Raw genomic sequence first — 24,679 nt, 5'->3', positions numbered from 1 at the left:
CCGCCCTATTCGGCGGCACGGTCGGATTGTTATAAGGGCCAGCTGGGGCCCTGGCTGGGGGCGGGGGCGGCGGACCCGCTGCTGCCGATGCCGCGGCTGATCGACGTCGTCGCCGACGGGCCGGTCGATGTCGCGGCACTCCGCCTGCGCCTGACCTCCGCCGCGCCGGGGGCGACGCTGGACGACCATGCGGTGTGGCTGGCCGATCTGCGCTCCTTCGCCGGGGCGATCCGGCTGGCGGCGCTGGGCGTGGTGGTGCTGATCGGGGCGGCGGCGGTGATGACCGTGGTCTTCGCCGTGCGCACCGGCCTTGCCATCCACCGGCCGGTGGTGGAGCTGCTGCATCTGATGGGCGCCACCGACCGCTATGTCTCGCGCCAGTTCGAACGGCATGTGGTGGGCCGCAGCCTGCGCGGCGGCGGGATCGGGCTGCTGCTGGCCGGCGGCACGCTGTATGGGCTGCACCGCGCCTCCCAGGGACTGCGGGCCAGCCTGCTGCCCGACCTGGCATTGCAGCCCTGGCAGTGGGGGGGGCTGCTGCTGGTGCCGGCGGGGCTGGCCCTTCTGGCACTGGTCACCGCGCGCTGGACCGTGCTGCGCACGCTGGAGTCCATGCCATGAGCCGGCCCATGAGTGGGGCCATGAGATGGGCGGCACCATGATCCACGGTCACCGGCGGCGCGGCGGCGTGATGGCGCGGGCGATTGCACATGTGATCGCCGGCATGCTGGTGCTGGCCGCCGTCTGGCTGGGCGGGCTTTTCTGGTATGCCGCCGACGTGCCGCGCTCTTCCCCTGGCGGTGCCGATGCCGAACGGCCGACCGACGCCATCGTCGTACTGACCGGCGGCAGCCACCGGCTGGGCACCGGGCTGGAACTGCTCGCCGCCGGCCGCGCGAAGAAGCTGTTCGTCTCCGGCGTCTATGACGGGGTGGATGTGCAGGAACTGCTGAAGCTGTCCCGCCGCTCCCCGACCGAGATGGAATGCTGCATCACGCTGGGCTATTCCGCCGACAGCACCATCGGCAATGCCTATGAGACGGCCGACTGGATGCGCGACCAGGGATTCCGATCGCTGCGGCTGGTGACGGCCAACTATCACATGCGCCGCAGCCTGCTGGAGCTGTCGATGGCGATGCCGGATGTGGAACTGGTTCCTCACCCCGTCGTCGCCCCCACCGTCCATCTCGACGACTGGTGGATGTGGCCCGGCACCGCCAACCTGCTGGTCAACGAATACAACAAGCTGCTGGTGGTGGGGCTGCGCTGGGCGGTCCGCCGCGCGGCTCGGGACTGATCCTGGAAAAAGACGCCGGCCTCCAAAAGCGAATGAGAATGACTTGCAATTAGCGTCGGGCCGGGTTAGGGTCCTGTCCAGGGTTCACGCCCGGACATCGCCGACCGCAACGTCCGTCCAGCAAGAAAGACTCGCCATGCACGACAGCGCCGTCTCCGTTCCCGCTTCCTTCGCCGCATCCCTGCCGGTGGTCGAATCCGGCCGCCTGATGTCGGGCAGCCGCGAGATCGTGATCCAGCACGCCGGGCAGAGCTACCGCCTGCGTGTGACCCGCGCCAACAAGCTGATCCTGACCAAATAAAACGACCTTCAAAGAACCTTCCGGGAAAAACGTCACCGAGAATGGGCGCCGGCCATAGTGGTCCGGCGCCCATTTTCTTTTTTGTGATGACGCCTCACGCCCGGCCTTGTACCTCATAGCCGGCATCCTCGATGGCTTGGCGGATGGCGGATTCGTCGGCGCTGCCTTCGATCGCGACTTCGCCGGCCTTCAGGTCGACCAGGGCGCGTTCCACGGCGGGGAGGGCCTCTACGGCCTTGGTCACGGTCTGGGCGCAATGGCCGCAGGTCATTCCGGAAACCTTCAACGTCAGCATGGGTCTTCTCCCTGGGATGGGTGTGCGGATGATTTGGAAAGGCTGCGCCTTCCAGCGACAGGAAGGTCAAGCGGCATTCCGCAGGTCCGCTCAACCGCCCGCCACCCTGATCGTCACGCTTCGAAACGGCGTCTCGAAATCAAGACTTTGTCGATAAAAAGAGACTGAACCCCAGTCCAGAAGTCTCGAAAAAGAGAAAACTCCTCGACGGCAGTTTTGGTGTGCACTGCAAAAAATCCGCTATTCCAAAGGTTTCGCCTGCGACAATCTGTCGATACCGTCCTGGCATGGCCCTTGCTGATACGGATGCATGCACCCCATCCCGGGGATATCGCAAGAAAGAGCGCCGCGATGCCGCTTGTCACCGCAACAACCCTTCTGCCTGTCCCGGCGCGCCGCGTGTGGCCGCTGGTGCGGTGGGATGGCGCTGTCGGTGAATGGTATCCCGGCGCGGTTTCCATGGCCGTGGACGGGACGGAGAAGGGCGCGCTCAGGCGCCTGCGGCTTTACGACGGCTCGCCGGTCGTCCACCGGCTGGAACATGTCAGCCAGGTCGATGACGCCTACACCTATGCGGTGATCGAGGGACCGTATCCGGTCGCCGACCTGCTGGCGCAAATCCGCCTGCGGGCCGATGGAGAGGGGCAGGCCCTGCTTCACTGGACCGCCACCTTCCATCCCTACGCCTCCCACCCGCAAGAGGGGACAGAGGCGGAGGCCGAACGGTTCGTCCGCGACCTCTACGACGCCGGCATGGCCCGGCTCCGCACTCTGCTTCATCCGTGAATCGCGAAAACGACACTCCAGACGCCAAGCGTCGGAAAAGAATAACCGAGGGAGCATCGTCCAAATGAGTTTCCTGATCTGCCTGGGAGCGCTCGCGTTCCTCATGCTGGTCGCCTACCGGGGCTTCAGCGTCATCCTCTTCGCGCCGGTGGCGGCGCTGGGGGCCGTGCTGCTGACCGACCCGTCCGCGGTGCCGCCGATCTTCACCGGCCTGTTCATGGACAAGATGGTCGGCTTCGTGAAGCTGTACTTTCCGGTCTTCCTGCTGGGCGCGGTGTTCGGCAAGGTGATCGAGCTGTCCGGCTTCTCCAAGTCGATCGTCTCGGCCGTGATCAAGCTGGCCGGGCGCGAGCGTGCGGTGACCTCCATCGTCCTGGTCTGCCTGCTGCTGACCTATGGCGGCGTGTCGCTGTTCGTCGTGGTCTTCGCCGTCTATCCCTTCGCGGCCGAGATGTTCCGGCAGGGCGACATCCCCAAGCGCCTGATCCCCGGCGTGATCGCGCTCGGCGCCTTCACCGTCACCATGGACGCGCTGCCGGGCACGCCGCAGATCCAGAACATCATCCCCACCACCTTCTTCAAGACCGACGCCTATGCCGCTCCCTGGCTGGGTCTGATCGGCTCGGTCTTCATCCTGGTGATGGGCCTGCTGTATCTGGAATGGCGCGTCCGTTCGGCCATCGCGCGCGGCGAGGGCTATGGCAGCGGCCACACCAACGAGCCGGAAGCCGTGGCGTCCGAGGCGCTGCCGAACCCGATCCTGGCGCTGTCGCCGCTGGTTGCCGTCGGTGTGCTGAACAAGCTGTTCACCATGGCGATTCCCGGTGTGTACGGCGCCACCAGCGAAGTGGCGCTGACTCCCGGCGCCAAGCCGCTGGTGACGCAAGTGTCCTCGGTCGCCGGCATCTGGGCGGTGGAAGGGGCCCTGCTCTGCGGCATCCTGATGGTGCTGGCCTTCGCCTGGAAGCCGGTGTCCCAGCGCTTTGCCGAAGGCACCAAGGCTGCCATCGGCGGTTCGCTGCTGGCCTCGATGAACACGGCGTCGGAATACGGCTTCGGTGCGGTGATCGCGGCACTGCCGGGCTTCCTGGTGATCCGTGACGCGCTGGCCGCCATCCCCAACCCGCTGGTGAACGAGGCGGTGACCGTCACCGCGCTGGCCGGCATCACCGGATCGGCGTCGGGCGGCATGAGCATCGCGCTGGCGGCCATGGCCGACCAGTTCATCACCGCCGCCAATGCCGCCGGCATCCCGATGGAGGTCCTGCACCGCGTCGCCTCCATGGCCAGCGGCGGCATGGACACCTTGCCGCACAATGGTGCCGTCATCACCCTGCTGGGCGTCACCGGCTTGACGCACCGGCAATCCTACGGCGACATCTTCGCCGTCACCTGCATCAAGACGCTGGCGGTCTTCTTCGTGATCGCCGTCTACTACCTGACCGGGATCGTCTGATCATGAAGAACAAGCTCATTTCCCTGGAGGACGCCGTCGCGCGCATTCCCGACGGGGCGTCCCTGCTGATCGGCGGCTTCATGGCCGTCGGTGGTCCCAACCGGCTGGTGGACGAGTTGATCCGCCAGGGCAAGCGCGACCTGACCATCATCGCCAACGACACCGCCCGGCCCAACAACGGCCTGGGCAAGCTGGTGGTGGAGAAGCTGGTGCGCCGGGTCGTCACCAGCCACATCGGCCTGAACCCCGAAACGCAGAAGCAGATGATCGCCGGCGCCATCGAGGTGGAGCTGGTGCCGCAGGGCACGCTGGCCGAGCGCATCCGCGCCGGCGGCGTCGGGCTGGGTGGCGTTCTGACCGCCACCGGCGTCGGCACCATTGTGGAGGAGGGCAAGCGCACGGTCGAGATCGACGGCGTCACCTATCTGCTGGAAATGCCGATCAAGGCCGATTTCGCGCTGGTCGCCGCCAAGCAGGCCGACCTGTACGGCAACCTCACCTACGCGCTGACCGCCCGCAACTTCAACCCGCTGATGGCGATGGCCGGCGCCACCGTGATCGCCGAGGCCGAAGACATCCTGCCCGTCGGCTGCATCCCGCCCGACGCGGTGATGACGCCGTCGGTGCTGGTCGATTACATCGTCGCCGCAACGCCGCGCTGATCGGGGAGTATTGAGCCATGGATGAAAAGACCCTGATCGCCAAGCGCGTCGCGCTGGAACTGATGGACGGCGACCTCGTCAACCTGGGCATCGGCCTGCCGACCCTGGTCGCCCGCTATGTCCCCCCCGGCCGCCATGTGTTCTTCCAGTCGGAGAACGGCATCGTCGGCATGTCCGGCCCGATCACCGGGGCGGAAAACCACGACCTGACCGATGCCGGCGGCTCGCCCATCTCGGCCCTGCCGGGGGCGGCGTCCTTCGACAGCGCCTTCTCCTTCGGGTTGATCCGCGGCGGCCACCTGGACGTCACCGTGCTGGGCGGCCTGCAGGTGGACCGCGAAGGGCGGCTGGCCAACTGGATGGTGCCGGGCAAGATGGTGCCGGGCATGGGCGGCGCGATGGACCTCGTCACCGGCGCCCGCCGGGTGATCGTCGCCATGCAGCATAGCGCCAAGGGCGAGGCGAAGATCGTCGAGCGCTGCGTCCTGCCGCTGACCTCGGTCCGCCGGGTCGATCTGGTGGTGACCGACCTCGCCGTGATCGAGCCGACCGACGCCGGCCTCGTCTTGAAGGAAACCGCCCCCGGTGTCACGGTGGAGCAGGTGATCGCCAACACCGGGTGCGAACTGATCGTCGCCCCGGACCTCCGTTCCATGCCGATCGAAGGATAAAGAAGAATGACCAATCTGAAGGGGAAGGCTGCGCTCGTCACTGGGTCCACCAGCGGGATCGGTCTTGGGATCGCACGGCAGTTGGCGGGCCAGGGTGCTGACCTGATGCTGAACGGCTTCGGCGATGCCGGCTACATCGCCGAGCTGTGCCAGTCGCTATCCAACGAGTTCGGCGTGCGCGTCGCCCACAACGGCGCCGACATGTCGAAGCCCGAGGAGATCGAGGCGATGGTCGCCGCCACCGAGGCGGCTTATGGCCGGCTGGACGTGCTGGTCAACAATGCCGGCATCCAGCATGTGTCGCCTGTCGATGCCTTCCCGGTGGAGCGCTGGGACGCGGTGATCGCCATCAACCTGTCGGCCGTCTTCCACGGCACCCGCGCCGCTCTGCCGGGCATGAAGGCGCGCGGCTGGGGTCGGGTCATCAACATCGCCTCGGTTCATGGGCTGGTGGCTTCGGTCAACAAGTCGGCCTATGTCGCCGCCAAGCATGGCGTGATCGGCCTGACCAAGGTGACGGCGCTGGAACTGGCGGAGACCAACATCACCTGCAATGCCATCTGCCCGGGCTGGGTGCTGACGCCGCTGGTGCAGAAGCAGATCGACGCGCTGGCCGCCACGCGCGACCTGTCGGTGGAGGAGGCCGGACGTGAACTGCTCAGCGAGAAGCAGCCGTCCAAATCCTTCGTCACGCCGGAACAGCTGGGCGAGCTGGCGGTGTTCCTGTGCTCCGAGGCCGCCGGCAATATGCGCGGCGCGGCTCTGACCATGGATGGCGGCTGGACCGCCCAGTAAATGGAGCGTCGGCCCAAGCAGTTTTAAAGCGGCTTGGGCTGGACGGGCACCGAAGCGTCCCGGGAGCGGATCGAAAGGTCCGTTTTCGGGGCTGCTTCTTTCCGGTTTCAGGTGTCGCTGGTGGCCGGAACCGTATCGAAGGGCGTCGCGATGAAGGGGCGGCCCTGTCCATGACCGGCGCGGGCATGACCGCGTTCGGTCGCCGCCTGCCGGAAATAGCCGACAACGAACACGCGCAGGGCATTCGCAAGGGAAACGCCCGACCGGGATGAATGGCGGGCCTGCTGTTCCATGCGGTCACGCACGTCGTCGCACAACTCGTCCACCGTCATAACTTCCCGCCGGCAGATCTCCTCCAGCCCCTCCCAGTAGGAAGGCTCAAGCCGGATCGAAACGTCACGTCCAGACAATTTCAGCGTGCGAGAGGCCAGAGAAGCGGCACCTATGGATTGATCGACGCGAGATTTGCTGTCCCCAACGCTCGACATGTTCGTATGCCCTCGTGCTACCCGTGCGATTGCCCCCAACGCATGAACACTATAACGCGACCACAACCGGTTTTGGGAACAAAACTTTAGGCATGTAAGGATTCCCCCTAGGGGGTGCGTTCCGGATCCCCGGCCATGTCCTTGAGCAAAGCCAGATCGTTGATGACGATAAAACCTTTGGCATATGTCACTGTTCCGGTCCTGCGGAGGGCGCCGAGACACTTGTTCACCATTTCACGGGTGACGCCCAGCATGTTCGCCAATGCTTCCTGGGACAGGGGCAAGGTCAGCCGCAGACCGGCCGGAGTGGGCTGCCCGTAACTGTCCGACAGCAGCAGCAGCCGGCGCGCGAGCCTGCGTGGAACATCGTGGAACACGGCGTCCTCGATGTTCTCTGACACCCAGCGCAGCCGATCGCAAAGGACGATCATCATGCGGGTGCAGAGGCGCGGGTGGCGCTCCAGGAAGGGGATGAAGTCGGCGCGGTCGATCCGGAACAGCTCGACCGGCCGCAGGGCGACCGCGGCGGCGGTCCGCTCCCGGCCGTCGATCAGCCCGATTTCACCCAGGACATCGCCGGCTTCCAGGATGTTCAGCAGCATGGTCTTGCCATCCGCCGAGGAGGTGCGGATGGCGATCTGGCCCTTCAGCACGGCGAACAGGCTGTCGCCGGGGTCACCCTTGTCGAAGATGATCTGGTCGGCATCGAAACGTGCCATGCGGCCCAAAGTCACCATCTCGGCCATCTGCTCGGGATCCAGTTCCCCGAGCAGCCGGTTGCGCCTCAGAACCGATGCGACATCCACAGGCGCGTTCATCCGTCCGTCCAGACACAGTTTCGCGCCGGGCTGGCGGTCATCGCCACCCCGGCGCGATCAGTCTAGCCAAAACGCGCTTACATCGCGAGCGGCGCCGCATCGCGCAGGGCGCGTTCCCACAGGACGGTGTGTTCGAAATGGAAACGGGCTTCGGTCGTCGCGTCATCGCTCTTCGCGCGGCCCAGCCGGCGTGCCATGGTGCGCAACATCGCCTTGGCGTCCTCGCGCTTCTGGTCGAAGCGACCCTGCGGCAGCCAGCCGCGAAAAGCCGCCAGTTCGGAAGCCGGCAGGGCGATGTCGCCGCCCAGCCGCAGCATCCGGCCATAGCCGCGCTCGCGGTAGGGCAGCTCCTTGGCGATGGACTCCAGGCGCAGGGCTGTCCCGGCGGTCAGCACCCGGTCGGCGACCGCGTCGGACAAGGTGCGGCGGATGTTGACCATCGCCTCCGACAGGGAGGTATAGCCCAGCTCGGCCGGGCCGTGGATCACCGCCACCTCGTCGTCGTCCTCCAGCCGGCCGTCGCGGAAGGCCTCGAAGATGGCGCCGACTCCGATCATGCCGAAGGGATACAGTTCCGCCGCGCGCAGGGCGCCCATGCTGGAGGCGCCGAACACCGGGATGCCGGCGTGGATGGCGTAGAGGATTTCCTTGTGCCAGACCGACGGCACGCTTTCGAAAAAGCCGTCGACGATGCCGATGGCCGCCGGCCTTTCGGCGCACAGCCGCAGAACGTCGCCCTGGGCGACCGGCGGCAGGTAGGTGGCGTCCAGCTCCAGCGCCGCATCCTCGCGCGGCAGGGTGGGGCCCAGAAAGACATAGACGCCGCTCATGCCGCCTTCTCCATGGCTTGGCTGCCGAGAGCGCGCAGGCCGCGTTCACCCAGCAGGTAATCGGGGGATTCGTCGGCACCCTCCAGTCCGGGCACGACGACACGGACGACCGGGATGCCGAATTCCGGCTTGGTCAGGTCCACCGCCACCACCTCCTCAATGCCGACGGCGCGCAGCCTGTCGAGTTGATGGGCGAGATCGGCCTCGATGGTGGGGGCGGCGCCGGTCGGGCAGTGGTGGAAGGACCGCTTGCCGACGCCCTTCACGATCATCGCCTTCCAGCGGGCATGATGGGCGGGGTCGAGGTGGAGCTCATATTCGGCACGGGGCATGTCGTCGCGGGCGCCGGCGATGAAGGTCAGGCGGCTCTGCGCCGCCTCGGTCAGGGCGCGGGACAGGGCGATCTCGCGCGCCACGTGGCAGCCCATGCCGGTGGCCGGGCGGATGGAATGCTGGGGCAGTTCCTCCCGCTCGACGATGCGGCAGAGGAAGGCGGGCAGGCCGACGTCGCTTGTGGTCTCCCACACGCCGACGGCGACGCCAGCCGCCTCGAAGCGGTCGATCAGCGAGCGGCAGACCGGATCGTCAATGCTGTCCAGGTCGATGCGGGTCGCCGCCTGGGCCGCGGGATCCTGCAGGCGCCACAGGGTGGTCGCGTCGCGCTCCACCAGTTCGGTAACGGCGTGGCTGACTGCCTCGACCTTGTGGTTGCCGGATGCCAGACCGTTGGAGCCGGCCAGGAAGGCGCCGTGGCCGGGGGCCATCGGCACGGTGAAATTCAGGTGGACCATCTCGAACGGCACCCATTTCGGGCCGCCGTTCAGCAAGTCCTGACCCTCGATCCACAGGATGGGGCTGTGGGGATTGAAGCTTCCGGTCGACAGCCGGGGCAGGCGGTCGACGTCCACCACCGGATGGGTCCAGCGCAGCTCTTCGAAGCTGGCGAACTTCAGCGGCAGGGTGATGCGTTCGGCGTGGTAGCTCTCGATCGATTCCATGACTCCCGACGCCTTGGCTGCGGCGAGCGTCACCCCCTTGCCCTGCGACACCGAGATGGAGCGCGAATTCGGTCGCGTCACCATCACCACCGGAATGCCGACGGCATCCAGCCCGGTGACGTTTGCGACCCGGGTGATCCCCATGATCGGCAGGAACGGGGCGACCCGCGCCAGGGTCTGTTCGGGTGCCACGACCCGGTGGGTGCCGACCGTATGGGCCTTCATCGCATCCGAAACGGAGGCTTTGATATCGAGCAGATCGAAGGGCATCGCGGCTGATCCGGGGCGGAGGGAAATCGAAGAGGCATCCTGTTCCCGGGTCCGTGGCCGGTCAGCACCCGAGACGGTGCCGGTGGCCACGGTCCGAAGAACCGGAACCGGGAACCCGATCAGGTGCCCGGGGTGATCATGATGCGGGCGGCTTCATGGTCGGCGGACTGGAAACCGGTACGGTCGCCCGAGCGGACATGGGGGCGGGCGGTGGCGATGGCACTGTCGGCCACCTCGCAAACACCCTGAGCGGTCACGGCATACAGTCGGCCGTCGGCACCACGGATCATTGAAGCATGGGAGATCGAGACGTTCATGAATCTTGCCCTTCAGGTATGTGGTGACGGGCAAATTCTTCACATTCGAAGGGACGTTTTGCTGTGAAGAATTTCACAGTGCCGGTTCCACGCAGGGGGCTACACAGGGGCACAAATGGCGTTATGCCGCGCGGACTGCTGCCTTACAGCGCACGGGAGATTGGGCCCATGCTCATTCAGAAAAAGGCCGTCCATCATATGGCCGGTATAATTGATTTTAACACGCTGATGACGTGGCCCACTATGGCTTCGCGCACGATCCCGCTCCCTAACCGGCGTACCCGTCTTCGGTTGGAGGCCGTTGTCTGGAACGGATTGGACGATATCGCAAGAAAAGAACGTCGGCCCGTCCAAGAATTGTGTCGTGAAGTGGATGCCTTGCGACCGTCGAATACGCCGCTGACGAGCGCCATCCGCAACTATGTTCTGGACTACTACAGGCAAGCTGAGACGCGCTAGGCTCGCTCGGCGGTTCGCCTTACTTCATTCGGGCTGAAGTTGAGGTGTCGGGCCTGACTCATTCCGACACGCAGATTTTCACAGCGGCTGGCTACGCGGAAAAGGGACAGGCGCCTTGCCGTCTCTTCCGCATTAACCAGCGCTCTGATCGATTGCTCGCTTCCATCATTCATAATGAAAGCTGCTTCCGCGTCGAGCGCCTCTGCTTTGGCGGAGTAGCCAATCCGACCGGTGCTTTGGGCTGAGGATTGAACAATTTTTGCCTGCTGCCGTGCCTCTTGCAGCCTTCCGGTGAGCAGAAAAGCCTCTCCAAGCCACAAATGGACTTGGTGGATATAAGCGTTGGCGCTTTCGCTGCGAGAGACCGTAAGAGATTGTTCAAACAGAGAAAAGCCTTTCTTGAATTGCCCACTTAGTACATGTGAATAAGCGGTGGCTCCAATCAGAAACGCGCGATGAAGGTGAGAGTTTATCGCATTGCAAAGTTCTAAAGCTGAATCAAGATATCTGGAGGCAATCTCAGGCCTGCCGAGTAGAAGGTGTGCCAAGCTGATATGCTCAAAGGCAAACAGGCGTGAGAAGTTGTGTGCACTTGCCTCTGCCGCTTCAACTGCGGTTGTGGCAGCAGCGATCGCTTCCGTATCTTGCCCTGTTTCCGCATAGCTGCGGGCGAGATTGGAGCATATGCCGACCTCGCCAATCACAGCCAAGCCAAAGCGTTCATGTGATCGACGAACAGACAGTAGCCGGTATGCAGTTGAGAGAACCTCACATCCTTGCGCGTATAGGCCTTTTTCTGCAAGTATGCCGCCGAGTCTGCCAAGAAGCTGTACACGCGTATTCAGGTCAAAATTCCCATCATCAGCCTTTAAGCCTTGCTCGCTGTAACGAATGGCTCGGTCAATATTGCCGTTCGCCCATTCAATAGCGGACAGCATCGACGATGTGCGTGCATAGCGGCGTGGGTCAGGCAGGGACAGGGTGAGCTGACGGGCCTCTTCCAGTGGATGTGCGGTGTCGGTGAGGCCGCGTGGAAGATTTGCACGCGCCTGAGCGATGGAACCGTCGATCCGTCGCAGGCGGTTGCGCGGTGTGTCCGGGCAACGGTCCAGCGCAGTCAAGGCGTTCCGGTAATGTCGGCTCGCATCCTCCAGCCGGGAACGCAGTTCCGCCCGCACTCCCGCCCGGCGCCCGAACAGGTGGGCGACCGGCCAGTTCTCCGCCATGAAGGCATGATGGGCCAGCAGGTCGAGGCGATTCGGCAAGTCATGGTCGCGGCGGTGGCGCAGCGCCTCCAGCACGCGGGCATGCAGCGCCCGACGATCGGACTTGGTGAGGGTGGCGTAGGCGACCTCCTGGATCAGCGCATGCTTGAAGGAATACTCCAGGTTGGGCAGCAAACGGGTGCGCAGCACGAAGCCGGCGCGCTCAAGATAGGCCAGGGAGTCGGACAGGATCGGGGTGGACAGGCCGGTCAGCGCCTGCAGCAATCCGACGTCGAAGGTGGTGCCGATCACGGCGGCGTTCATCAGAAGACGGCGCCGTTCCAGCGTCATCAGATCCATGCGTTCGGCCAGCAGCGCATGGAGCGTGCGTGGAAGTTTGTGGACCACCAGCGGATCGACCAGCCGGTAGGCGCCCGGTGTGCCTTCGATGGCGTTCGACGCCTCGAGCGTGCGCAGCACCTCCTCCAGATAGAGTGGAACGCCCTGGCAGCGGCTGGCGACCTGGGCCTTCAATTTCACGAGCGACCAGTCGGGACCGAGCCAATGGGCCAGGAAGTGCTGCACCTGATCCGGCGACAGCATTCCCAGATCGATGCGCCGCCCGCCCGGACGGCCACTCCACCCCTGTTCCTGCGACTCCGGCCCCAGCGGGGGCGGCCGCCGGGTGGCGAGCAGCAGCAGGCGGGCCTCGGAACCAGACAACGCCTCTGCCAACCGGTCCAGTAGCCGCACCATGACAGGGCGGGCCCAATGAGCATCCTCCACCAGCACCAGCAGCGGCCGTCCCATTGCGCCACTTGCCGCCTCAATTGTCGTTTCATCCATCGCGGCTAGCCTGTCGGCTGCCCCGACCGGTGTCGCCAGTTCCAGCGTCGCCCCCACCAGACCTTCGATGCCCAAGGACAGGCGTTGCGCCGCGTCCAGGCCGCTCCACAGCGGATCCAGCCCGGGCCGGCCGAACAGCGCGCGCACGGCATCCCCGGCCAGCGAGCCGGACCGGCGGCGTGCCGCCTCGCAGACCCAGCCGATGCCTTCCTCGCTGGCGCAGCCGGCCACCTGTTCGGCCAGGCTCAGCGCCACCGCCTCGAGGTCGTCGGGATCGGCCAGCCGGCGAATCGGCATCTGCGGCCATTGCAGCAGGGTCCAGCGCCGGCTGCGCGGGTCGCGCAGGAACTCGCCGACGAGGCGGGATTTGCCGATTCCGGCTTCTCCCTGCAGCAGAAGCTGGGCGGGTGCCCCGGCTTCCACCGAATCGGCGATGGCGAACAGGGTCGCCACCTCCTCTTCCCGGCCGACATGCGGGGCGTCGGTGGCGGACAGCAGGTCGGTGGCGGTGCGGCGGACGGCACGCGCCCCGTCGAGCAGGAAGGCCGGCATCGGCTCCACCTCGTCGGACAGGCGCAGGCTTCCCATCGGGCGCACCGCCACCCCGACCGGGATCAGGTCCAACGTGTCCCGGCTGAGCTGCGCGGTGTCGGAAGCCGCGCGCTGCTGCAGCTTGGCGGCCATATGCACGCACTCGCCGACCGCGCGATAGTCGGTCCACAGGCCATTGGTCACCACATGGGCGACGACGTCACCCGAACTGATGCCGATGCGGATGTGGAAGAGAGGCCGCCCCTGTTCGTCGCGGGTGGCGCTGAGGATGTCCTGGGCGGCAAGGCAGGCGCGCAGCGCATGGTCCTCCTTGGCGCCGGGGGCGCCGAAGGTCGCCAGGAAGCCGTCACCCAGCATCTGGGTCACCGTGCCTTCGAAGCGCGGCACAGCCTCCGTCACACGGTTCAGGATCGAAAGGAGCAGATCGTCCGCATCCTCGGGATCGCGGCCTGCCACCATGGCTGAGGAACGGACGATGTCGACGAACATCGCCGTGACGACCTTGCGTTCGCGCGGCTTATCGCCCGGCAGGCGAGACGCCTCCTGCCAGGGACGGCCTTCGTCCGTCGCTGCGCCCAACATGGTGTCCGCCACGTCCGCCCCCCTCGCGGAATTCGCGTTGGCATATTAGAGCATGCATTTCGAATTTTGCGAACATCCGAGCGATGCGACACCCGAAGATTTTCCTGCCAACGGAAAGTAGCATATCTGTGTATGTAATTCCTCGCAAAAAGAAAGCGCCGCGACTTGCGCGGCGCTTTGATTGTTACTTGTGATGAATGTCCGCTGTGCCTGATTGCGGCGCTGTCGGCGCCCGTCGCCTAAGCCAGGTCAGCGGCGGACGGCGATGTTCTCCACCTGGGTCACGTCACGCACGGCGCCGCGGTCGGCGCTGGTGGTCAGGGCGGCATAGGCGCGCAGTGCCGGGGAAACCAGACGGTCGCGGCTAACCGGCTTCCAGGCATCCATGCCCTTGGCGTTCATCGCGTCGCGGCGGCGCTGCATCTCCTGGTCGTCGACGGCGAGGCGGATGATGCGGTTGGGAATGTCGATCTCGATGCGGTCGCCGTCCTGCACCAGCCCGATGGCGCCACCCTGGGCGGCTTCCGGAGAGACATGGCCGATCGACAGGCCGGACGTGCCGCCGGAGAAGCGGCCATCGGTCACCAGCGCGCAGGCCTTGCCCAGCCCCTTCGACTTCAGATAGCTGGTCGGGTACAGCATTTCCTGCATGCCGGGACCGCCGCGCGGGCCCTCGTAGCAGATAACCACCACCTCGCCCGCCTTGACCACGTCACCCAAAATGCCGGCGACGGCATCGTCCTGGCTTTCGAAGACGCGGGCCGGGCCGGCAAAGACGAGGTTGGAGGCGTCGACGCCCGCCGTCTTCACGATGCAGCCATTCTCCGCGATGTTGCCGTACAGCACGGCGAGACCGCCGTCCTGGCTGAAGGCGTTCTCGGCCTTGCGGATCACGCCCTTCTCGCGGTCGAGGTCCAGTTCCGGCCAGCGGCGTTCCTGGCTGAAGGGCACGACGGTCGGGATGCCGCCGGGGGCGGCCCGATACAGGGTGTGGACGGACTGGTCCTGGGTGCGCATCACGTCCCAGCGGTCCAGCGCCTCGCCCAGCGTCGGGGCATGGACGGTGGGGGCCTCGCGGTTCAGCAGGCCGGCGCGGTCCAGCTCGCCAAGGATGCCGAAGATGCCGCCGGCGCGGTGGACGTCCTCGATGTGGACGTCGGCCACGGCGGGAGCGACCTTGCAGACGTTGGGGACGCGGCGCGACAGCCGGTCGATGTCTTCCATGGTGAAATCGATGCCGCCCTCCTGCGCCGCCGCCAGGATGTGCAGGACGGTGTTGGTCGAACCGCCCATGGCGATGTCGAGCGTCATCGCGTTCTCGAAGGCTTCCTTGGTGGCGATGCCGCGCGGCAGGGCGGTGGCGTCCTCCTCCTGGTACCAGCGGCGGCAGAGATCGACCGCCATGCGGCCGGCGGCGAGGAACAGCTCCTTGCGGTCGGCGTGCGTCGCCAGGATGGTGCCGTTGCCGGGCAGTGACAGGCCCAGCGCCTCGGTCAGGCAGTTCATCGAGTTGGCGGTGAACATGCCGGAGCAGGAGCCGCAGGTCGGGCAGGAACCGCGCTCCATTTCCGCCGCTTCTTCATCCGAGACGGTCGGGTCGGCGGCGGCGACCATGGCGTCGATCAGGTCGACCGACTTGATCTTGCCGCGCCACTTGACCTTGCCGGCCTCCATCGGGCCGCCGGAGACGAAGACCGCCGGGATGTTCAGGCGCATCGCGGCCATCAGCATGCCGGGCGTGATCTTGTCGCAGTTGGAGATGCAGACCAGCGCGTCGGCGCAATGGGCGTTCGCCATGTATTCCACCGCGTCGGCGATCAGCTCGCGCGAGGGCAGGCTGTACAGCATGCCGCCATGGCCCATGGCGATGCCGTCGTCCACGGCGATGGTGTTGAACTCCTTCGCCACGCCGCCGGCCTTCTCGATCTCACGCGCCACCAGCTGGCCCAGATCCTTCAGATGGACATGGCCGGGGACGAACTGGGTGAAGGAGTTGGCGATGGCGATGATCGGCTTGCCGAAATCGCCGTCCTTCATGCCGGTCGCCCGCCACAGGCCGCGCGCGCCCGCCATGTTGCGGCCGTGGGTGGAGGTGCGGGAACGGTAATGCGGCATGGATCGGTCCTCAGCTGGTCGATTTGGGCGAGTTGGCGAAAGGAATGGAACGAAACGGGTAGGCACCTTAGCAATCTCCTGTCGCGCGCGCCAGAGGCGCGATCCCGTCCAGGGCGACGGAGGTGCGACATCGGCGTGGCCCTGCCATGCACGACGCAAGGATTGCCGATGATAAGTGTGCTTATTAGTTTTAGAGAACCTATAAGCAAGCTTATGATTTTCCGATGTCCTCCTCTGCTGATTCCCGCTCCGCAAATTCCCATTCGATGAGTTTGGGTGCCGTCTTGACCGACACGGCGCGCTTGATGCGCGTCCGTTTCGACCAGCGCGCCCGCCATCTCGGTCTGACCCGTCCGCAATGGTCGGTGATCGCCACGCTGGCGCGGAACGAGGGGATCAAGCAGGCGGCGCTGGCCGACCTGCTGGAGATCGAGCCGATCACGCTCTGCCGGCAGATCGACCGCATGGAGGAGGGCGGCTGGATCGAACGGCGCACCGACCCGACCGACCGGCGCGCCCGGCTGCCGCACCTGACGCCGAAGGCGCATGCGGTGCTGGAGCAGGGCCGGACGCTCGCCACCGGGCTCTATGCGGAGGCGCTCGCCGGCCTGCCGCCCGATGCCGAAGCCATGCTGGTCGAGATGCTGGCCCACATGCGCGCCAACCTTTCCGACCGCCGGGCCGAACCGCCTGCGAAGACCGCAGCTCAAAAGATCGCCGCCAAAGCCTGACGACCCCGCATTTTTCTTCGGGACCCGACCGCCATGACCGCCGTCACCGACCGCGATACCGATACCCGCCCGGATACCCAGAATCCGGCCGCCAAGCCCGTCCGACGGACGCGCTGGCGCCGCTGGCTGCTGATGGCCGCCCTGCCGCTGCTGGTGGCGGTCGGCGGCGGCTATGAATATGTCGTGGGCGGACGCTATGTCTCGACCGACAACGCCTATGTCCAGCAGGACAAGGTGACGATCAGCCCGGACATCTCCGGCCGCATCGTCGAGGTGGCGGTGCATGAGAACCAGCCGGTCCATCGCGGCGACCTGCTGTTCCGCATCGACGACGAACCCTACCGGCTGGCCTTGCAGCAGGCGGACGCCGCGCTGGCCTCGGCCCGGCTGAAGGTGGAGCAGCTGCGCGCCGACCTGGGCGAGGCGCAGGCCAAGCAGGCCGCGGCGGAAGAGAAGGTCTCCTTCGAGCAGCGCGAGTTCCAGCGCCAGCAGGATCTGCTGAAGACCGGCGTCGCCGCGCGGGCCACCTACGATTCGGTGCGCCATGACCTGATGGCGGCGCAGCAGGATCTGAACACGGAGAAACAGGCGGTGATCAGTGCCCGCGCCGCCCTTGGCGGCGATCCCGACATCCCCACCGACCGCCATCCGACGGTGCTGGAGGCGCTGGCGAAGAAGGCATCGGCGCAGCGCGACCTCGACCACACGGTGGTCGCGGCGCCGGCCGACGGCGTGGTCAGCCAGACCGACCGGCTTCTGGTCGGGCAATACGCCTCGGTCGGGCTGTCGGCGGTCAGCCTGGTGATGAGCGGGTCGAGTTGGGTCGAGGCCAACTTCAAGGAAACCGACCTGACCCACATAGCGGTCGGCCAGACCGCGACGGTCGTGCTGGACGCCTATTCCACCCGCACCCTGACCGCCCATGTCGAGAGCATCGGTGCGGGCACCGGATCGGAATTCTCGGTCCTGCCCGCCCAGAACGCCACCGGCAACTGGGTGAAGGTGGTGCAGCGGGTGCCGGTCCGGCTCCGCATCGACCGGACGGAGGGTGAGCCCGTGCCGCTGCGCACCGGCCTCAGTGCCGAGGTGGAGGTCGACACCCACTACAGCCGGCCTTTGCCGGGCGCCATCGGCAACGCGGTCGCGGCGATCCGGTAAGGCAACCACGCATCATATCATCCGCAGGCATTCCATGGCCGTCCCCCAATCCCCGGCAGCCCCGCATGAGGTGAAGCATCGCGGCATGATCACCGTGTCGATCATGCTCGCCACCATCATGCAGGTGCTGGACACCACCATCGCCAACGTCGCGCTTCCCAGCATGCAGGGCAGCCTGGGGGCGGCGCAGGACACCATCACCTGGGTGCTGACCTCCTACATCGTCGCGGCGGCCATCGCGACACCGGCCACCGGCTGGATGGCGGACCGCTTCGGGCGCAAGCGGCTGTTTCTGATCGCAGTGGCGGGCTTCACCGCGGCGTCGGTGCTTTGCGGGCTGGCCGGCAGTCTGACCCAGATGGTGGCCTTCCGGCTGGTGCAGGGCATCTTCGGCGCGGCGCTGGTACCGCTGTCGCAGTCGGTGCTGCTGGACATCAACCCGAAGGAACGGCACGGGCAGGCGATGGCGCTGTGGGGGGCCGGCATCATGGTCGGCCCGATCGCCGGGCCGACGCTGGGCGGCTGGCTGACCGACAGCTTCAGCTGGCGCTGGGTCTTCTACATCAACCTGCCGGTCGGGCTGCTGGCCTTCGCCGGCATGGCGGTCTTCCTGCACGAGACAAGAGGGCGCATCCGCAGCTTCGATTTCTTCGGCTTCGCCATGCTGGGTCTGGCGGTCGGCGCCTTCCAGATGCTGCTGGACCGCGGCGAGCAGCTGGACTGGTTCGGCGCCACCGAGATCTGGATCGAGACGGCGCTGGCCGCCTGCGCCTTCTGGGTCTTCGCCATCCACATCGCCACCGCCCACGGCAACACGAAGACCGAGCCCTTCATCGACCCGGCGCTGCTGCGCGACCGCAATTTCGTCACCGGGCTGATCCTGATCTTCGTGATCGGCGTGATCCTGCTGGCGACCATGGCGCTGCTGCCGCCGATGCTGCAGAACCTGCTGGGCTACCCGACGGTCACCACCGGGCTGGTGCTGGCGCCGCGCGGCGTCGGCACGATGATCTCGATGCTGATGGTGGGGCGGCTGGTGCGCAGGGTGGATGCGCGGCTGCTGATCCTGGCCGGCGTGCTGCTGACCAGCTGGTCGCTGTGGTACATGACCGGCTTCACCATTGTGATGGACCGCGAGCCGATCATCATCAGCGGCGTGGTGCAGGGGCTGGGCCTGGGGCTGGTGTTCGTGCCGCTCAGCACCATCGCCTTCGCCACGCTGGAACCGCGGCTGCGCACCGACGCCGCCAGCCTGTTCAGCCTGGTCCGCAACCTGGGCAGCAGCGTCGGCATTTCGGTGGTGATGACCCTGCTGTCGCAGAACACCCAGATCAATCACGCCAGCCTCGCCGCGCACCTGACGCCCTTTTCCCAGGCGATGACCGAGCAGGTCACCGCCGCGCCCGAGGCGCTGGCGATGCTGAACGCCCAGGTCACGCAGCAGGCGGCGATGATCGCCTACATCGACGACTTCAAGCTGATGATGTATGTCGCCCTGCTGGTCATCCCGATGCTGCTGCTGCTCCGGCGGCCGAAGGCAGGAGCCCCGGCGCCGGAGGAAGCGGCGGTGATGGAGTAGGCGGTCCGGTCAGGCGGCCATGCTCGACATCGCCCGGCAGCTTTCGGCGCAGCGGCGGCACATCTCGGCGCACCGCTTCATCATGGCGTCGTCGGCCATGCGGTCGCACTGGTCGGCGCAGGCCGCACAGATCTCGGCGCAGGCACCGCAGGTCAGATGGTGGAAGCGGGAGCCGCGGATCATGAAATCCGCGCTGGTGCGGCAGATATCGACGCAGTCCAGCAGAAGGCGGATATGCCCGGCCTCCGCATGCGCACCGCCCTTGGGCAGGCAGTGCGCGACGGTTTCCAGGCAGACCGTGTGGCAGTCGGTGCAGTTGCGGATGCAGTCGTCCATCGACGGCATACTGGCCATGACGGTTCCTCCGGAGAAGATTGCAGGGATGACCTGACAACCGGCTCCGGGGCGCTGGGTTCCGGAAGTTGGGTTCCGGCAAGGAAGGTTGGTCAGCCGGCCGTGGCGCTCTTGCCGCCGTCCTTCTTGGAGCTGCGCGGGGCCTTTGCAGCCGGAGTTTTGGCGGTTGTGGATTTAGCAGCCGTAGACTTGGTGGGCGTCGCCTTGGCGGCGGTTTTCGCAGGAGCCTTGACGGAGGCGGCCTGTTCGGCCGGAGCGGCATCAGCCTTCGGTTTGGAGGCAGGCGCCTTGGAGGCAGCCGGCTTGGCCTTCGCAGGCTTGGCCGCTTCGGATTTGGCGCTCTCCGCCGGGGTGCTCGCGACCTCCGACAGGGATTCGGCTGCGGCACGGGTGCTCTTGCCGGCGGTCTTCTTGCGTGAGCCGGCGACCTTGCCGGTCGGCTCCAGCGCACCGGCGCCGCGGACTTCCGCCTCGGCCTGGGTCCAATGGTCGGAGTCGCGGCCGTGCGGACGGCCCTCGCTCTCCCACAACTCGTGGGCGCGGCGTCGGATACGCTCCTGGATATCGTCGGTATCGGCCATCGAGTTCCCCATGTGTCTGTCCGGCAATTGTCTGCCCGGCGGGTCTGCCATACCGTATTTTGTGGCAGCGACCCGCCAACGTTGCAAAGCCACTCGTGCGAGGCACCACGAAAGAGGCGGAGACTCCCGACTCCGCCGTTCCATGAGGGCAACACCGGAGCAAGCGTCTGGTTCCCAGAGGGAACGGGGGATGATTTCCAAGGGGAACGGGAGATGGTTCCCAACCGGCCTGTTCCATGCCACAAGGCGGCCGACCCGACCCTTGAGCCGTGCCAATCATGATCCCTGCACCCTCCGCTGCCCGTCCCTCCCTGCTCGACCGCGTCGCGGCGGCGCCCTGGTGGCTGCTGTGTGCCGGGCTGGCGGCGGCGATGGCGCTGTCGGTCCTGCTGGTCGGGTTCCGGCTGCCCTACTGGGTGCATTCCGATCAGGATCTGGTGCTGGCCTATCATGGGCTGCTGTTCGGCGACGGGCTGCCGCAGGAGTATTTCGACCATCCCGGCTACGGCTATTTCCTGGTGATCGACCTCTGGTACCGGCTGCTGCATGCGGCCGGGCTGCTGCCGGTCGCCAGCCTGTCGGCCCTGCCGGCGGGCAGCGACGTCGCCGCGACCGAAGCCGTGTGGCAGTCGCTGGTCCAGGCCGGGCGGGCGCTGTCGATCCTGCTGACCGCCGCCTTCGCCGTCAGCTATGCCACGCTGCTGCGCGGGCTGGTGGAGGACCGGCGGGTGGCGCTGCTGGCCGGCATCCTCCTGGCCTTCGGCGTCGGGCTGACGGCACAGGGGCGGCAGATGCGCACCGACCTGCTGTCGGCCGGCTTCGTCGTGCTGGGGCTGCTGCTGGTCCTGCGGGCGGTGCGGCCGGCGGAGGGCAAGCCTTGTGGCGGCGCGTCGCTGCTGCAGCTGGCGCTGGGCGGCCTGCTGGTCGGGCTGGCGATGGTGACCAAGGTGCAGGCGGTCTTCCTGGCGATGGGGCTGCCGGTGGCGGCGATCCTGTTCGGGCGGCGGGCGGAGGCCGTGCCGGAAAAGGGCTGGGGCTGGGGCGTTGCCGCGCTGGTCGGGCTGCTGGCGGCCGCCGCGGCGGTGCCGGCCTTCGGGCTGATCCAGGCCGGGCTGGCCGGCTGGGGGCGGGCGGTCTACCCCTATACACCGGTTGGCGGCGGGCTGTCGGGCGGCGGTTACCAGAGCATCGTCGCCGGCTGGGTGCTGATCGGCATCCTGGTCCATGCGGCGGTCCACCGGGTGCCGATGGCCCGTGCGGTCGCCGGGGCGGCGGCGGTGCTGCTGGGGCTGGCGGCCGGGCTGCTGGCGCTCGACATCCGCTGGAACGAGCAGAACGCCGTCGCCGTGGCGAACTTCGTCGAGCACATGTTCGTCTTCTCCTCCTGGCGTCATGGGGCGGAGTTGCAGGGCCAGGGGAATGTGGTCGGGCAAGGGACGCTCGGGCTGCTGCTGGCCGGCATCGGCCGCACCCTGGCGATCCGCACCATCGTCCTGCACCCCGACAACATCCCGCAGACCATCGTTGTCGAGTGGTTCGCGCTCGCCGGCGCCGTGGTGCTGTGGCGGCGGGGGGAGAGGCTGGCGGCGGTGCAGGCGCTGTTCCTGCTGCTGGTCGCCTGGGGGCTGGAGTCGCTGTTCTCGCTGCGTGGCTTCCAGCGCGCCTATGCCGCCTACACCGACCCGCTGGCGATCCTGTCGGCGGCCTGGGTGCTGGCGCGGATGCCGGGGCTGCTCGACCGGGCGAGGCCGCGGCGCTGGATCCTGGGCGGCGTGGCGCTGGTGGTGGTCGCGGCCCATGCCTGGCCGGTCATCGAAACCCGCAAGCTGCCGAACCCGGCGACCCATTGCGAGTGGATCCCGATCTACATGCCCAAGGTGGCGCCGTTTCCCTTCTGCCGTTAGCTGCCTCCCAGGGTCCGCGCGCGGTCCAGCGCCTCCACGACGCCGGCGCTGTCGATGTCGTTGAAGTCGGGACGGTGGTGGATCAGCACACGCGGGCCGGTGCTGTGGATCGGGTTGGAGGCGTCGGAGAACACCACGACGGTGGGGCAGCCGACGGCGGCGATCAGGTGGGTCGGGCCGGTGTCGTTGCCGACGGCACCCCAGGCCCGGCGCGCCAGCCCGCCCAGCTCCGGCACGCTGGTGCGGTCAGTGAGGTCGACCGCCTGCGGGCAGGTTTCCGCGATCACGCGGGCGAGGTCGCGTTCGATGCCGGTGCCGATCACCGCGGGCACGATGCCGCGGTCGGCCAGCGCCGCCGCCACCTCGGCATAGCGGCGGGCCGGCCAGCGCTTGTCCGGCCGTCCGGGGGAGGAACCGGGAACCAGCAGGGCGAAGCGCTCCGGCAGTCCGAACTTGGCAATGTCGGCGTCGAGCCAGGACAGGTCCGGCGTCTCGTCCGGGACGATGCCGAAGGGGGCGAGCTGGCGGATATAACGGTCGCGCACCGGCACCTTGCGCCGGCCTTCGTAGCGGTCGGGATGCGAGGCGCCGCGGGCGGTGCCCGACCATTCCGGCCAGGGACCGGGGAACAGCAGACGGTGATAGAGGTCGGTGCGCGTCTGCGCCTGGAGGTCGTAGACGCGGTCGAAGCGGTGGGCGCGCAAGGTCCGGCGGATCGCCAGATAGGCCGACAGCGAGCGGTCGCGCGGATCCTCCAGCACCTCGTCGAACAGGCCGCTCATCCGGGCGAGCGGGGCGAGCGAGGGCAGGGTCAGCAGGGTCAGCCGGTCGCCGGCATGGTGGCGGCGGATGGCGGCGAAGGCGGTCTGGGCCAGGAAGAAGTCGCCGAAGGCGCCCAGCTTGATGACCAGGATGCGGAGCGGGCGCTTGCTCATCGTGTCTTGTTCCCGATAGGGGCCCCGATACGGGTCGCCAGCCGCAGCATCAGTGCCGCGGAAAGGAAGCCGGCCATCCACCAGGGTTGCCAGATGCCGTAGGCGGTGCTGCCCATCGCCATCGCCGTGGCGAACAGCGCCAGCGCGAAGGGCTGGTCGCGGCGCTCCAGCCGGGCGGTGGCGGCCAGCAGCAGCAGCATCGCCGCCAGCGCCAGCGCCGCCCCGACCGCCCCGGTCTCCAGCCAGACCTGGAGGAAGGCGTTGTGCGGATGCAGCGGCAGCAGGCTGTCGCCGATCGGCGAAAACTCCGACACCGCCCCTTCCGGCGGCAGGGAGCGCGAGGCGTCGATGCCCTGTCCGAACACCGGCGTGCGCAGCGCGCGGTCCGCCGCATGGCCCCAGATCTCCACCCGGTGCTGGGCGGAGCGGAACAGCAGGCCGGAATGGTCGAGGTCGAGCGGGCCGGAGAACAGCAGGGCGGCGGGCAGCACCAGCAGGAAGGCGGCGGTGACCGCGGCGCTGAACAGCCGGCGGGTCCATTTGGCGGATGCGCGGGCGGCGGCCAGCGTGACCAGCCCGGCGGCGATGCCCAGCATGGCCGACCGGCTGGTCAGCGGCAGGCAGGCCAGCGCATAGCCGACCGGAACCAGCAGGGCCAGCGCCTTGCGCCCGAAGCGGTCCACCGCCAGGGCGGCGGGCCAGACCAGCAGGCAGAGCAGCGCCGCCGTCCGTTTCGGCACGTTGCCGTTCAGCAGGTTGGGCAGCTGGTCGTCGGGCACGCTGTTCCACCAGCGGTTCAGCGGGAAGTCCAGCGCCGCCTCCACCGCGAACAGCAGCCCGCCGGCCAGCCCGCCGGCCAGGAACAGCCCGGCCAGCCGCCGCGCGTCGGCCGCCGGCAGCCCGGCGATCCAGGCGCCGCCGGCCAAGGCACCCAGCGCGATATAGCCGATCTCCAGCACCGTCGCGAGAGCGCGGTCGGACGGGCTCCACAGGGTTGAGGCCAGGGCCAGCAGAAGGAAGCCGCCAACAGCGGCGACCGGCGGCGTCGGCCGCAGGATGCGCCCGAAGGCTCCGCGGCGGGCCAAGCCGGCGAGCGACAGCACCAGCACGAGGATGGCCCAGACCGGCAGCCCGCGCGGGGCGAGTGCGGCCAGCGGCCCCAGCACCAGGGCGGCGGCTCCGGCCACGCCATGCAACGCGGCATCGACCCCGCGGCCGGCGGGAGACGGGCGGGTGGCTGGGGGAGCGGGGCGCGACGCGGTGGCGTCCAGGGACTTGACGGGCATGACCTTGACGCGGATCAGCGGAAACCGGCGGCGACTTAACCGCACTCCCGCCCCGAAAGCAACGGCGCGCGGTCGGGGCATGCCGGATGCCGGATGGGAGGCTTGAAACAGCGTGGAACAGGGGCGAGGGGGGTGTTCCATCGTTTCATCCGCCGTCGGGGCGGTGGCGAGGGCGGGCTGGAATGAAGGCTTGGAACAGCGTGAAACAGGATTGTGGGGGTTGTTCCAGTGTTTCACCCGGCGTCTGAGCGGTGCCGGGGCGGGCTGAAGGTTTGAAACAGTGTGGAGTGCCCCCTGAAACTGAGACAGTGTTAAAGTGTTCCGGTTCTCTGATGGAGAGGACCGATGGGAGAGAAGCGAAGTTTGGAGTTCAAGGTTTCGCTGGTTCGACGGCTTGAAGCTGGCGAG

General features: G+C 67.3%; 25 protein-coding genes. 13 read left to right on the top strand and 12 right to left on the bottom strand.

Annotation, left to right across the window (positions count from 1 at the left end; translation table 11 throughout):
* From GBZ48_RS33275 to hemP, 3 genes are all read left to right on the top strand, one after another.
* Positions 1–621, top strand: a 621-nt coding sequence (locus GBZ48_RS33275) for a cell division protein FtsX (protein ID WP_425486037.1), incomplete at its 5' end; no start/stop codon positions are given.
* A 37-nt stretch (positions 622–658) separates the two neighbouring features.
* Entirely contained in the window at positions 659–1,297 is a 639-nt protein-coding gene (locus GBZ48_RS33270; protein WP_246307633.1) for a YdcF family protein, read from the top strand.
* 136 nt (positions 1,298–1,433) lie between these two features.
* On the top strand, positions 1,434–1,598 hold the full coding sequence (gene hemP, locus GBZ48_RS33265) for a hemin uptake protein HemP (RefSeq protein ID WP_098735831.1): 165 nt from the start codon (positions 1,434–1,436) through the stop codon (positions 1,596–1,598).
* Positions 1,599–1,692: 94 nt separating this feature from the next.
* Here the strand turns inward: hemP and GBZ48_RS33260 are convergent, their stop codons facing one another.
* On the bottom strand, positions 1,693–1,893 hold the full coding sequence (locus tag GBZ48_RS33260; protein WP_174474940.1) for a heavy-metal-associated domain-containing protein: 201 nt from the start codon (positions 1,891–1,893) through the stop codon (positions 1,693–1,695).
* 351 nt (positions 1,894–2,244) lie between these two features.
* Here GBZ48_RS33260 and GBZ48_RS33255 point away from each other — a divergent pair, with 351 nt between their 5' ends.
* The 5 genes from GBZ48_RS33255 (at position 2,245) to GBZ48_RS33235 (ending at position 6,263) form a co-directional block, all read left to right on the top strand.
* Positions 2,245–2,679: an SRPBCC family protein gene (locus GBZ48_RS33255; RefSeq protein ID WP_174474939.1), complete on the top strand. Its 435-nt coding sequence runs from the start codon at positions 2,245–2,247 to the stop codon at positions 2,677–2,679.
* A gap of 64 nt (positions 2,680–2,743) precedes the next feature.
* On the top strand, positions 2,744–4,135 hold the full coding sequence (locus tag GBZ48_RS33250; protein WP_174474938.1) for a GntP family permease: 1,392 nt from the start codon (positions 2,744–2,746) through the stop codon (positions 4,133–4,135).
* A gap of 2 nt (positions 4,136–4,137) precedes the next feature.
* Complete coding sequence (locus GBZ48_RS33245) at positions 4,138–4,797, top strand: CoA transferase subunit A (RefSeq protein WP_098735835.1); 660 nt, start codon at positions 4,138–4,140, stop codon at positions 4,795–4,797.
* A gap of 17 nt (positions 4,798–4,814) precedes the next feature.
* Positions 4,815–5,468 (top strand): 3-oxoacid CoA-transferase subunit B, encoded by a 654-nt coding sequence (locus tag GBZ48_RS33240; RefSeq protein ID WP_174474937.1) that lies wholly within the window; start codon positions 4,815–4,817, stop codon positions 5,466–5,468.
* A 6-nt stretch (positions 5,469–5,474) separates the two neighbouring features.
* Positions 5,475–6,263, top strand: coding sequence for a 3-hydroxybutyrate dehydrogenase (locus tag GBZ48_RS33235; protein WP_174474936.1), 789 nt, complete (start codon positions 5,475–5,477; stop codon positions 6,261–6,263).
* A 107-nt stretch (positions 6,264–6,370) separates the two neighbouring features.
* On the opposite strand, the gene GBZ48_RS33230 is transcribed toward GBZ48_RS33235, so the two are convergent.
* The 5 genes from GBZ48_RS33230 to GBZ48_RS33210 form a co-directional block, all read right to left on the bottom strand.
* On the bottom strand, positions 6,371–6,751 hold the full coding sequence (locus GBZ48_RS33230; protein WP_174474935.1) for a ribbon-helix-helix domain-containing protein: 381 nt from the start codon (positions 6,749–6,751) through the stop codon (positions 6,371–6,373).
* A 107-nt stretch (positions 6,752–6,858) separates the two neighbouring features.
* The gene (locus tag GBZ48_RS33225; protein WP_174474934.1) at positions 6,859–7,569 is read right to left on the bottom strand and encodes a Crp/Fnr family transcriptional regulator; all 711 of its coding nucleotides are present in this window, start codon (positions 7,567–7,569) and stop codon (positions 6,859–6,861) included.
* Between the two features lie 77 nt (positions 7,570–7,646).
* Positions 7,647–8,399, bottom strand: coding sequence for a TfuA-like protein (locus GBZ48_RS33220; protein WP_174474933.1), 753 nt, complete (start codon positions 8,397–8,399; stop codon positions 7,647–7,649).
* Positions 8,396–9,667, bottom strand: coding sequence for a YcaO-like family protein (locus GBZ48_RS33215; protein WP_174474932.1), 1,272 nt, complete (start codon positions 9,665–9,667; stop codon positions 8,396–8,398). Before GBZ48_RS33215 ends, GBZ48_RS33220 begins: the two co-directional genes overlap by 4 nt.
* Positions 9,668–9,786: 119 nt before the next feature.
* On the bottom strand, positions 9,787–9,984 hold the full coding sequence (locus tag GBZ48_RS33210) for a hypothetical protein (RefSeq protein ID WP_174474931.1): 198 nt from the start codon (positions 9,982–9,984) through the stop codon (positions 9,787–9,789).
* Positions 9,985–10,152: 168 nt separating this feature from the next.
* Between GBZ48_RS33210 and GBZ48_RS33205 the strand changes: the two genes are divergently transcribed.
* Positions 10,153–10,443 (top strand): ribbon-helix-helix domain-containing protein, encoded by a 291-nt coding sequence (locus GBZ48_RS33205; protein WP_246307632.1) that lies wholly within the window; start codon positions 10,153–10,155, stop codon positions 10,441–10,443.
* Here GBZ48_RS33205 and GBZ48_RS33200 read toward each other — a convergent pair.
* Both GBZ48_RS33200 and ilvD read right to left on the bottom strand, forming a co-directional pair.
* A complete protein-coding gene (locus tag GBZ48_RS33200; RefSeq protein WP_343049770.1) occupies positions 10,440–13,640 on the bottom strand; it encodes an ATP-binding protein in 3,201 nt (1,066 codons plus the stop codon). The two genes, GBZ48_RS33205 and GBZ48_RS33200, sit on opposite strands and share 4 nt — an antisense overlap.
* A gap of 237 nt (positions 13,641–13,877) precedes the next feature.
* Positions 13,878–15,743: a dihydroxy-acid dehydratase gene (gene ilvD / locus GBZ48_RS33195; RefSeq protein ID WP_174474930.1), complete on the bottom strand. Its 1,866-nt coding sequence runs from the start codon at positions 15,741–15,743 to the stop codon at positions 13,878–13,880.
* Positions 15,744–16,048: 305 nt separating this feature from the next.
* On the opposite strand from ilvD, the gene GBZ48_RS33190 reads away from it, so the two are divergent.
* Genes GBZ48_RS33190 through GBZ48_RS33180 form a run of 3 tightly spaced genes read left to right on the top strand, consistent with a single transcriptional unit; the run spans position 16,049 to position 19,211 of the window.
* On the top strand, positions 16,049–16,474 hold the full coding sequence (locus tag GBZ48_RS33190; RefSeq protein ID WP_246307631.1) for a MarR family winged helix-turn-helix transcriptional regulator: 426 nt from the start codon (positions 16,049–16,051) through the stop codon (positions 16,472–16,474).
* Between the two features lie 33 nt (positions 16,475–16,507).
* Positions 16,508–17,632: an HlyD family secretion protein gene (locus tag GBZ48_RS33185; protein ID WP_174474928.1), complete on the top strand. Its 1,125-nt coding sequence runs from the start codon at positions 16,508–16,510 to the stop codon at positions 17,630–17,632.
* Between the two features lie 34 nt (positions 17,633–17,666).
* Positions 17,667–19,211, top strand: a complete 1,545-nt coding sequence (locus GBZ48_RS33180) for a DHA2 family efflux MFS transporter permease subunit (RefSeq protein WP_174474927.1) — start codon at positions 17,667–17,669, stop codon at positions 19,209–19,211.
* A gap of 9 nt (positions 19,212–19,220) precedes the next feature.
* Here GBZ48_RS33180 and GBZ48_RS33175 read toward each other — a convergent pair whose 3' ends face one another.
* On the bottom strand, positions 19,221–19,565 hold the full coding sequence (locus tag GBZ48_RS33175) for a four-helix bundle copper-binding protein (protein ID WP_174474926.1): 345 nt from the start codon (positions 19,563–19,565) through the stop codon (positions 19,221–19,223).
* A 92-nt stretch (positions 19,566–19,657) separates the two neighbouring features.
* Positions 19,658–20,146 (bottom strand): DUF2934 domain-containing protein, encoded by a 489-nt coding sequence (locus tag GBZ48_RS33170; RefSeq protein WP_174474925.1) that lies wholly within the window; start codon positions 20,144–20,146, stop codon positions 19,658–19,660.
* Between the two features lie 278 nt (positions 20,147–20,424).
* On the opposite strand from GBZ48_RS33170, the gene GBZ48_RS33165 reads away from it, so the two are divergent.
* Positions 20,425–22,050, top strand: coding sequence for a glycosyltransferase family 39 protein (locus GBZ48_RS33165; RefSeq protein ID WP_174474924.1), 1,626 nt, complete (start codon positions 20,425–20,427; stop codon positions 22,048–22,050).
* Here the strand turns inward: GBZ48_RS33165 and GBZ48_RS33160 are convergent.
* Both GBZ48_RS33160 and GBZ48_RS33155 read right to left on the bottom strand, forming a co-directional pair.
* Positions 22,047–22,985 carry a glycosyltransferase family 9 protein gene (locus GBZ48_RS33160; RefSeq protein WP_174474923.1) on the bottom strand — a complete coding sequence of 313 codons (939 nt, stop codon included), beginning with the start codon at positions 22,983–22,985 and terminating at the stop codon, positions 22,047–22,049. The two genes, GBZ48_RS33165 and GBZ48_RS33160, sit on opposite strands and share 4 nt — an antisense overlap.
* A complete protein-coding gene (locus tag GBZ48_RS33155; protein ID WP_246307630.1) occupies positions 22,982–24,271 on the bottom strand; it encodes an O-antigen ligase family protein in 1,290 nt (429 codons plus the stop codon). Before GBZ48_RS33155 ends, GBZ48_RS33160 begins: the two co-directional genes overlap by 4 nt.
* Positions 24,272–24,679: the final 408 nt, after the last annotated feature.

This window comes from Azospirillum melinis (assembly GCF_013340935.1).
Classification (GTDB): Bacteria; Pseudomonadota; Alphaproteobacteria; order Azospirillales; family Azospirillaceae; genus Azospirillum; species Azospirillum melinis.
The sequence above is the reverse complement of the archived record's forward strand: the minus strand, read 5'-3'. Positions and strand labels throughout refer to the sequence as shown.

What these genes read in the sequence shown, in the direction of transcription:
- GBZ48_RS33270 (WP_246307633.1), top strand. Translation starts at nt 659, where the DNA reads ATGATCCACGGTCACCGGCGGCGCGGCGGCGTGATGGCGCGGGCGATT.
- hemP (WP_098735831.1), top strand. Translation starts at nt 1,434, where the DNA reads ATGCACGACAGCGCCGTCTCCGTTCCCGCTTCCTTCGCCGCATCCCTG.
- GBZ48_RS33260 (WP_174474940.1), bottom strand. Translation starts at nt 1,893, where the DNA reads ATGCTGACGTTGAAGGTTTCCGGAATGACCTGCGGCCATTGCGCCCAG.
- GBZ48_RS33255 (WP_174474939.1), top strand. Translation starts at nt 2,245, where the DNA reads ATGCCGCTTGTCACCGCAACAACCCTTCTGCCTGTCCCGGCGCGCCGC.
- GBZ48_RS33250 (WP_174474938.1), top strand. Translation starts at nt 2,744, where the DNA reads ATGAGTTTCCTGATCTGCCTGGGAGCGCTCGCGTTCCTCATGCTGGTC.
- GBZ48_RS33245 (WP_098735835.1), top strand. Translation starts at nt 4,138, where the DNA reads ATGAAGAACAAGCTCATTTCCCTGGAGGACGCCGTCGCGCGCATTCCC.
- GBZ48_RS33240 (WP_174474937.1), top strand. Translation starts at nt 4,815, where the DNA reads ATGGATGAAAAGACCCTGATCGCCAAGCGCGTCGCGCTGGAACTGATG.
- GBZ48_RS33235 (WP_174474936.1), top strand. Translation starts at nt 5,475, where the DNA reads ATGACCAATCTGAAGGGGAAGGCTGCGCTCGTCACTGGGTCCACCAGC.
- GBZ48_RS33230 (WP_174474935.1), bottom strand. Translation starts at nt 6,751, where the DNA reads ATGTCGAGCGTTGGGGACAGCAAATCTCGCGTCGATCAATCCATAGGT.
- GBZ48_RS33225 (WP_174474934.1), bottom strand. Translation starts at nt 7,569, where the DNA reads ATGAACGCGCCTGTGGATGTCGCATCGGTTCTGAGGCGCAACCGGCTG.
- GBZ48_RS33220 (WP_174474933.1), bottom strand. Translation starts at nt 8,399, where the DNA reads ATGAGCGGCGTCTATGTCTTTCTGGGCCCCACCCTGCCGCGCGAGGAT.
- GBZ48_RS33215 (WP_174474932.1), bottom strand. Translation starts at nt 9,667, where the DNA reads ATGCCCTTCGATCTGCTCGATATCAAAGCCTCCGTTTCGGATGCGATG.
- GBZ48_RS33210 (WP_174474931.1), bottom strand. Translation starts at nt 9,984, where the DNA reads ATGAACGTCTCGATCTCCCATGCTTCAATGATCCGTGGTGCCGACGGC.
- GBZ48_RS33205 (WP_246307632.1), top strand. Translation starts at nt 10,153, where the DNA reads ATGCTCATTCAGAAAAAGGCCGTCCATCATATGGCCGGTATAATTGAT.
- ilvD (WP_174474930.1), bottom strand. Translation starts at nt 15,743, where the DNA reads ATGCCGCATTACCGTTCCCGCACCTCCACCCACGGCCGCAACATGGCG.
- GBZ48_RS33190 (WP_246307631.1), top strand. Translation starts at nt 16,049, where the DNA reads ATGCGCGTCCGTTTCGACCAGCGCGCCCGCCATCTCGGTCTGACCCGT.
- GBZ48_RS33185 (WP_174474928.1), top strand. Translation starts at nt 16,508, where the DNA reads ATGACCGCCGTCACCGACCGCGATACCGATACCCGCCCGGATACCCAG.
- GBZ48_RS33180 (WP_174474927.1), top strand. Translation starts at nt 17,667, where the DNA reads ATGGCCGTCCCCCAATCCCCGGCAGCCCCGCATGAGGTGAAGCATCGC.
- GBZ48_RS33175 (WP_174474926.1), bottom strand. Translation starts at nt 19,565, where the DNA reads ATGGCCAGTATGCCGTCGATGGACGACTGCATCCGCAACTGCACCGAC.
- GBZ48_RS33170 (WP_174474925.1), bottom strand. Translation starts at nt 20,146, where the DNA reads ATGGCCGATACCGACGATATCCAGGAGCGTATCCGACGCCGCGCCCAC.
- GBZ48_RS33165 (WP_174474924.1), top strand. Translation starts at nt 20,425, where the DNA reads ATGATCCCTGCACCCTCCGCTGCCCGTCCCTCCCTGCTCGACCGCGTC.
- GBZ48_RS33160 (WP_174474923.1), bottom strand. Translation starts at nt 22,985, where the DNA reads ATGAGCAAGCGCCCGCTCCGCATCCTGGTCATCAAGCTGGGCGCCTTC.
- GBZ48_RS33155 (WP_246307630.1), bottom strand. Translation starts at nt 24,271, where the DNA reads ATGCCCGTCAAGTCCCTGGACGCCACCGCGTCGCGCCCCGCTCCCCCA.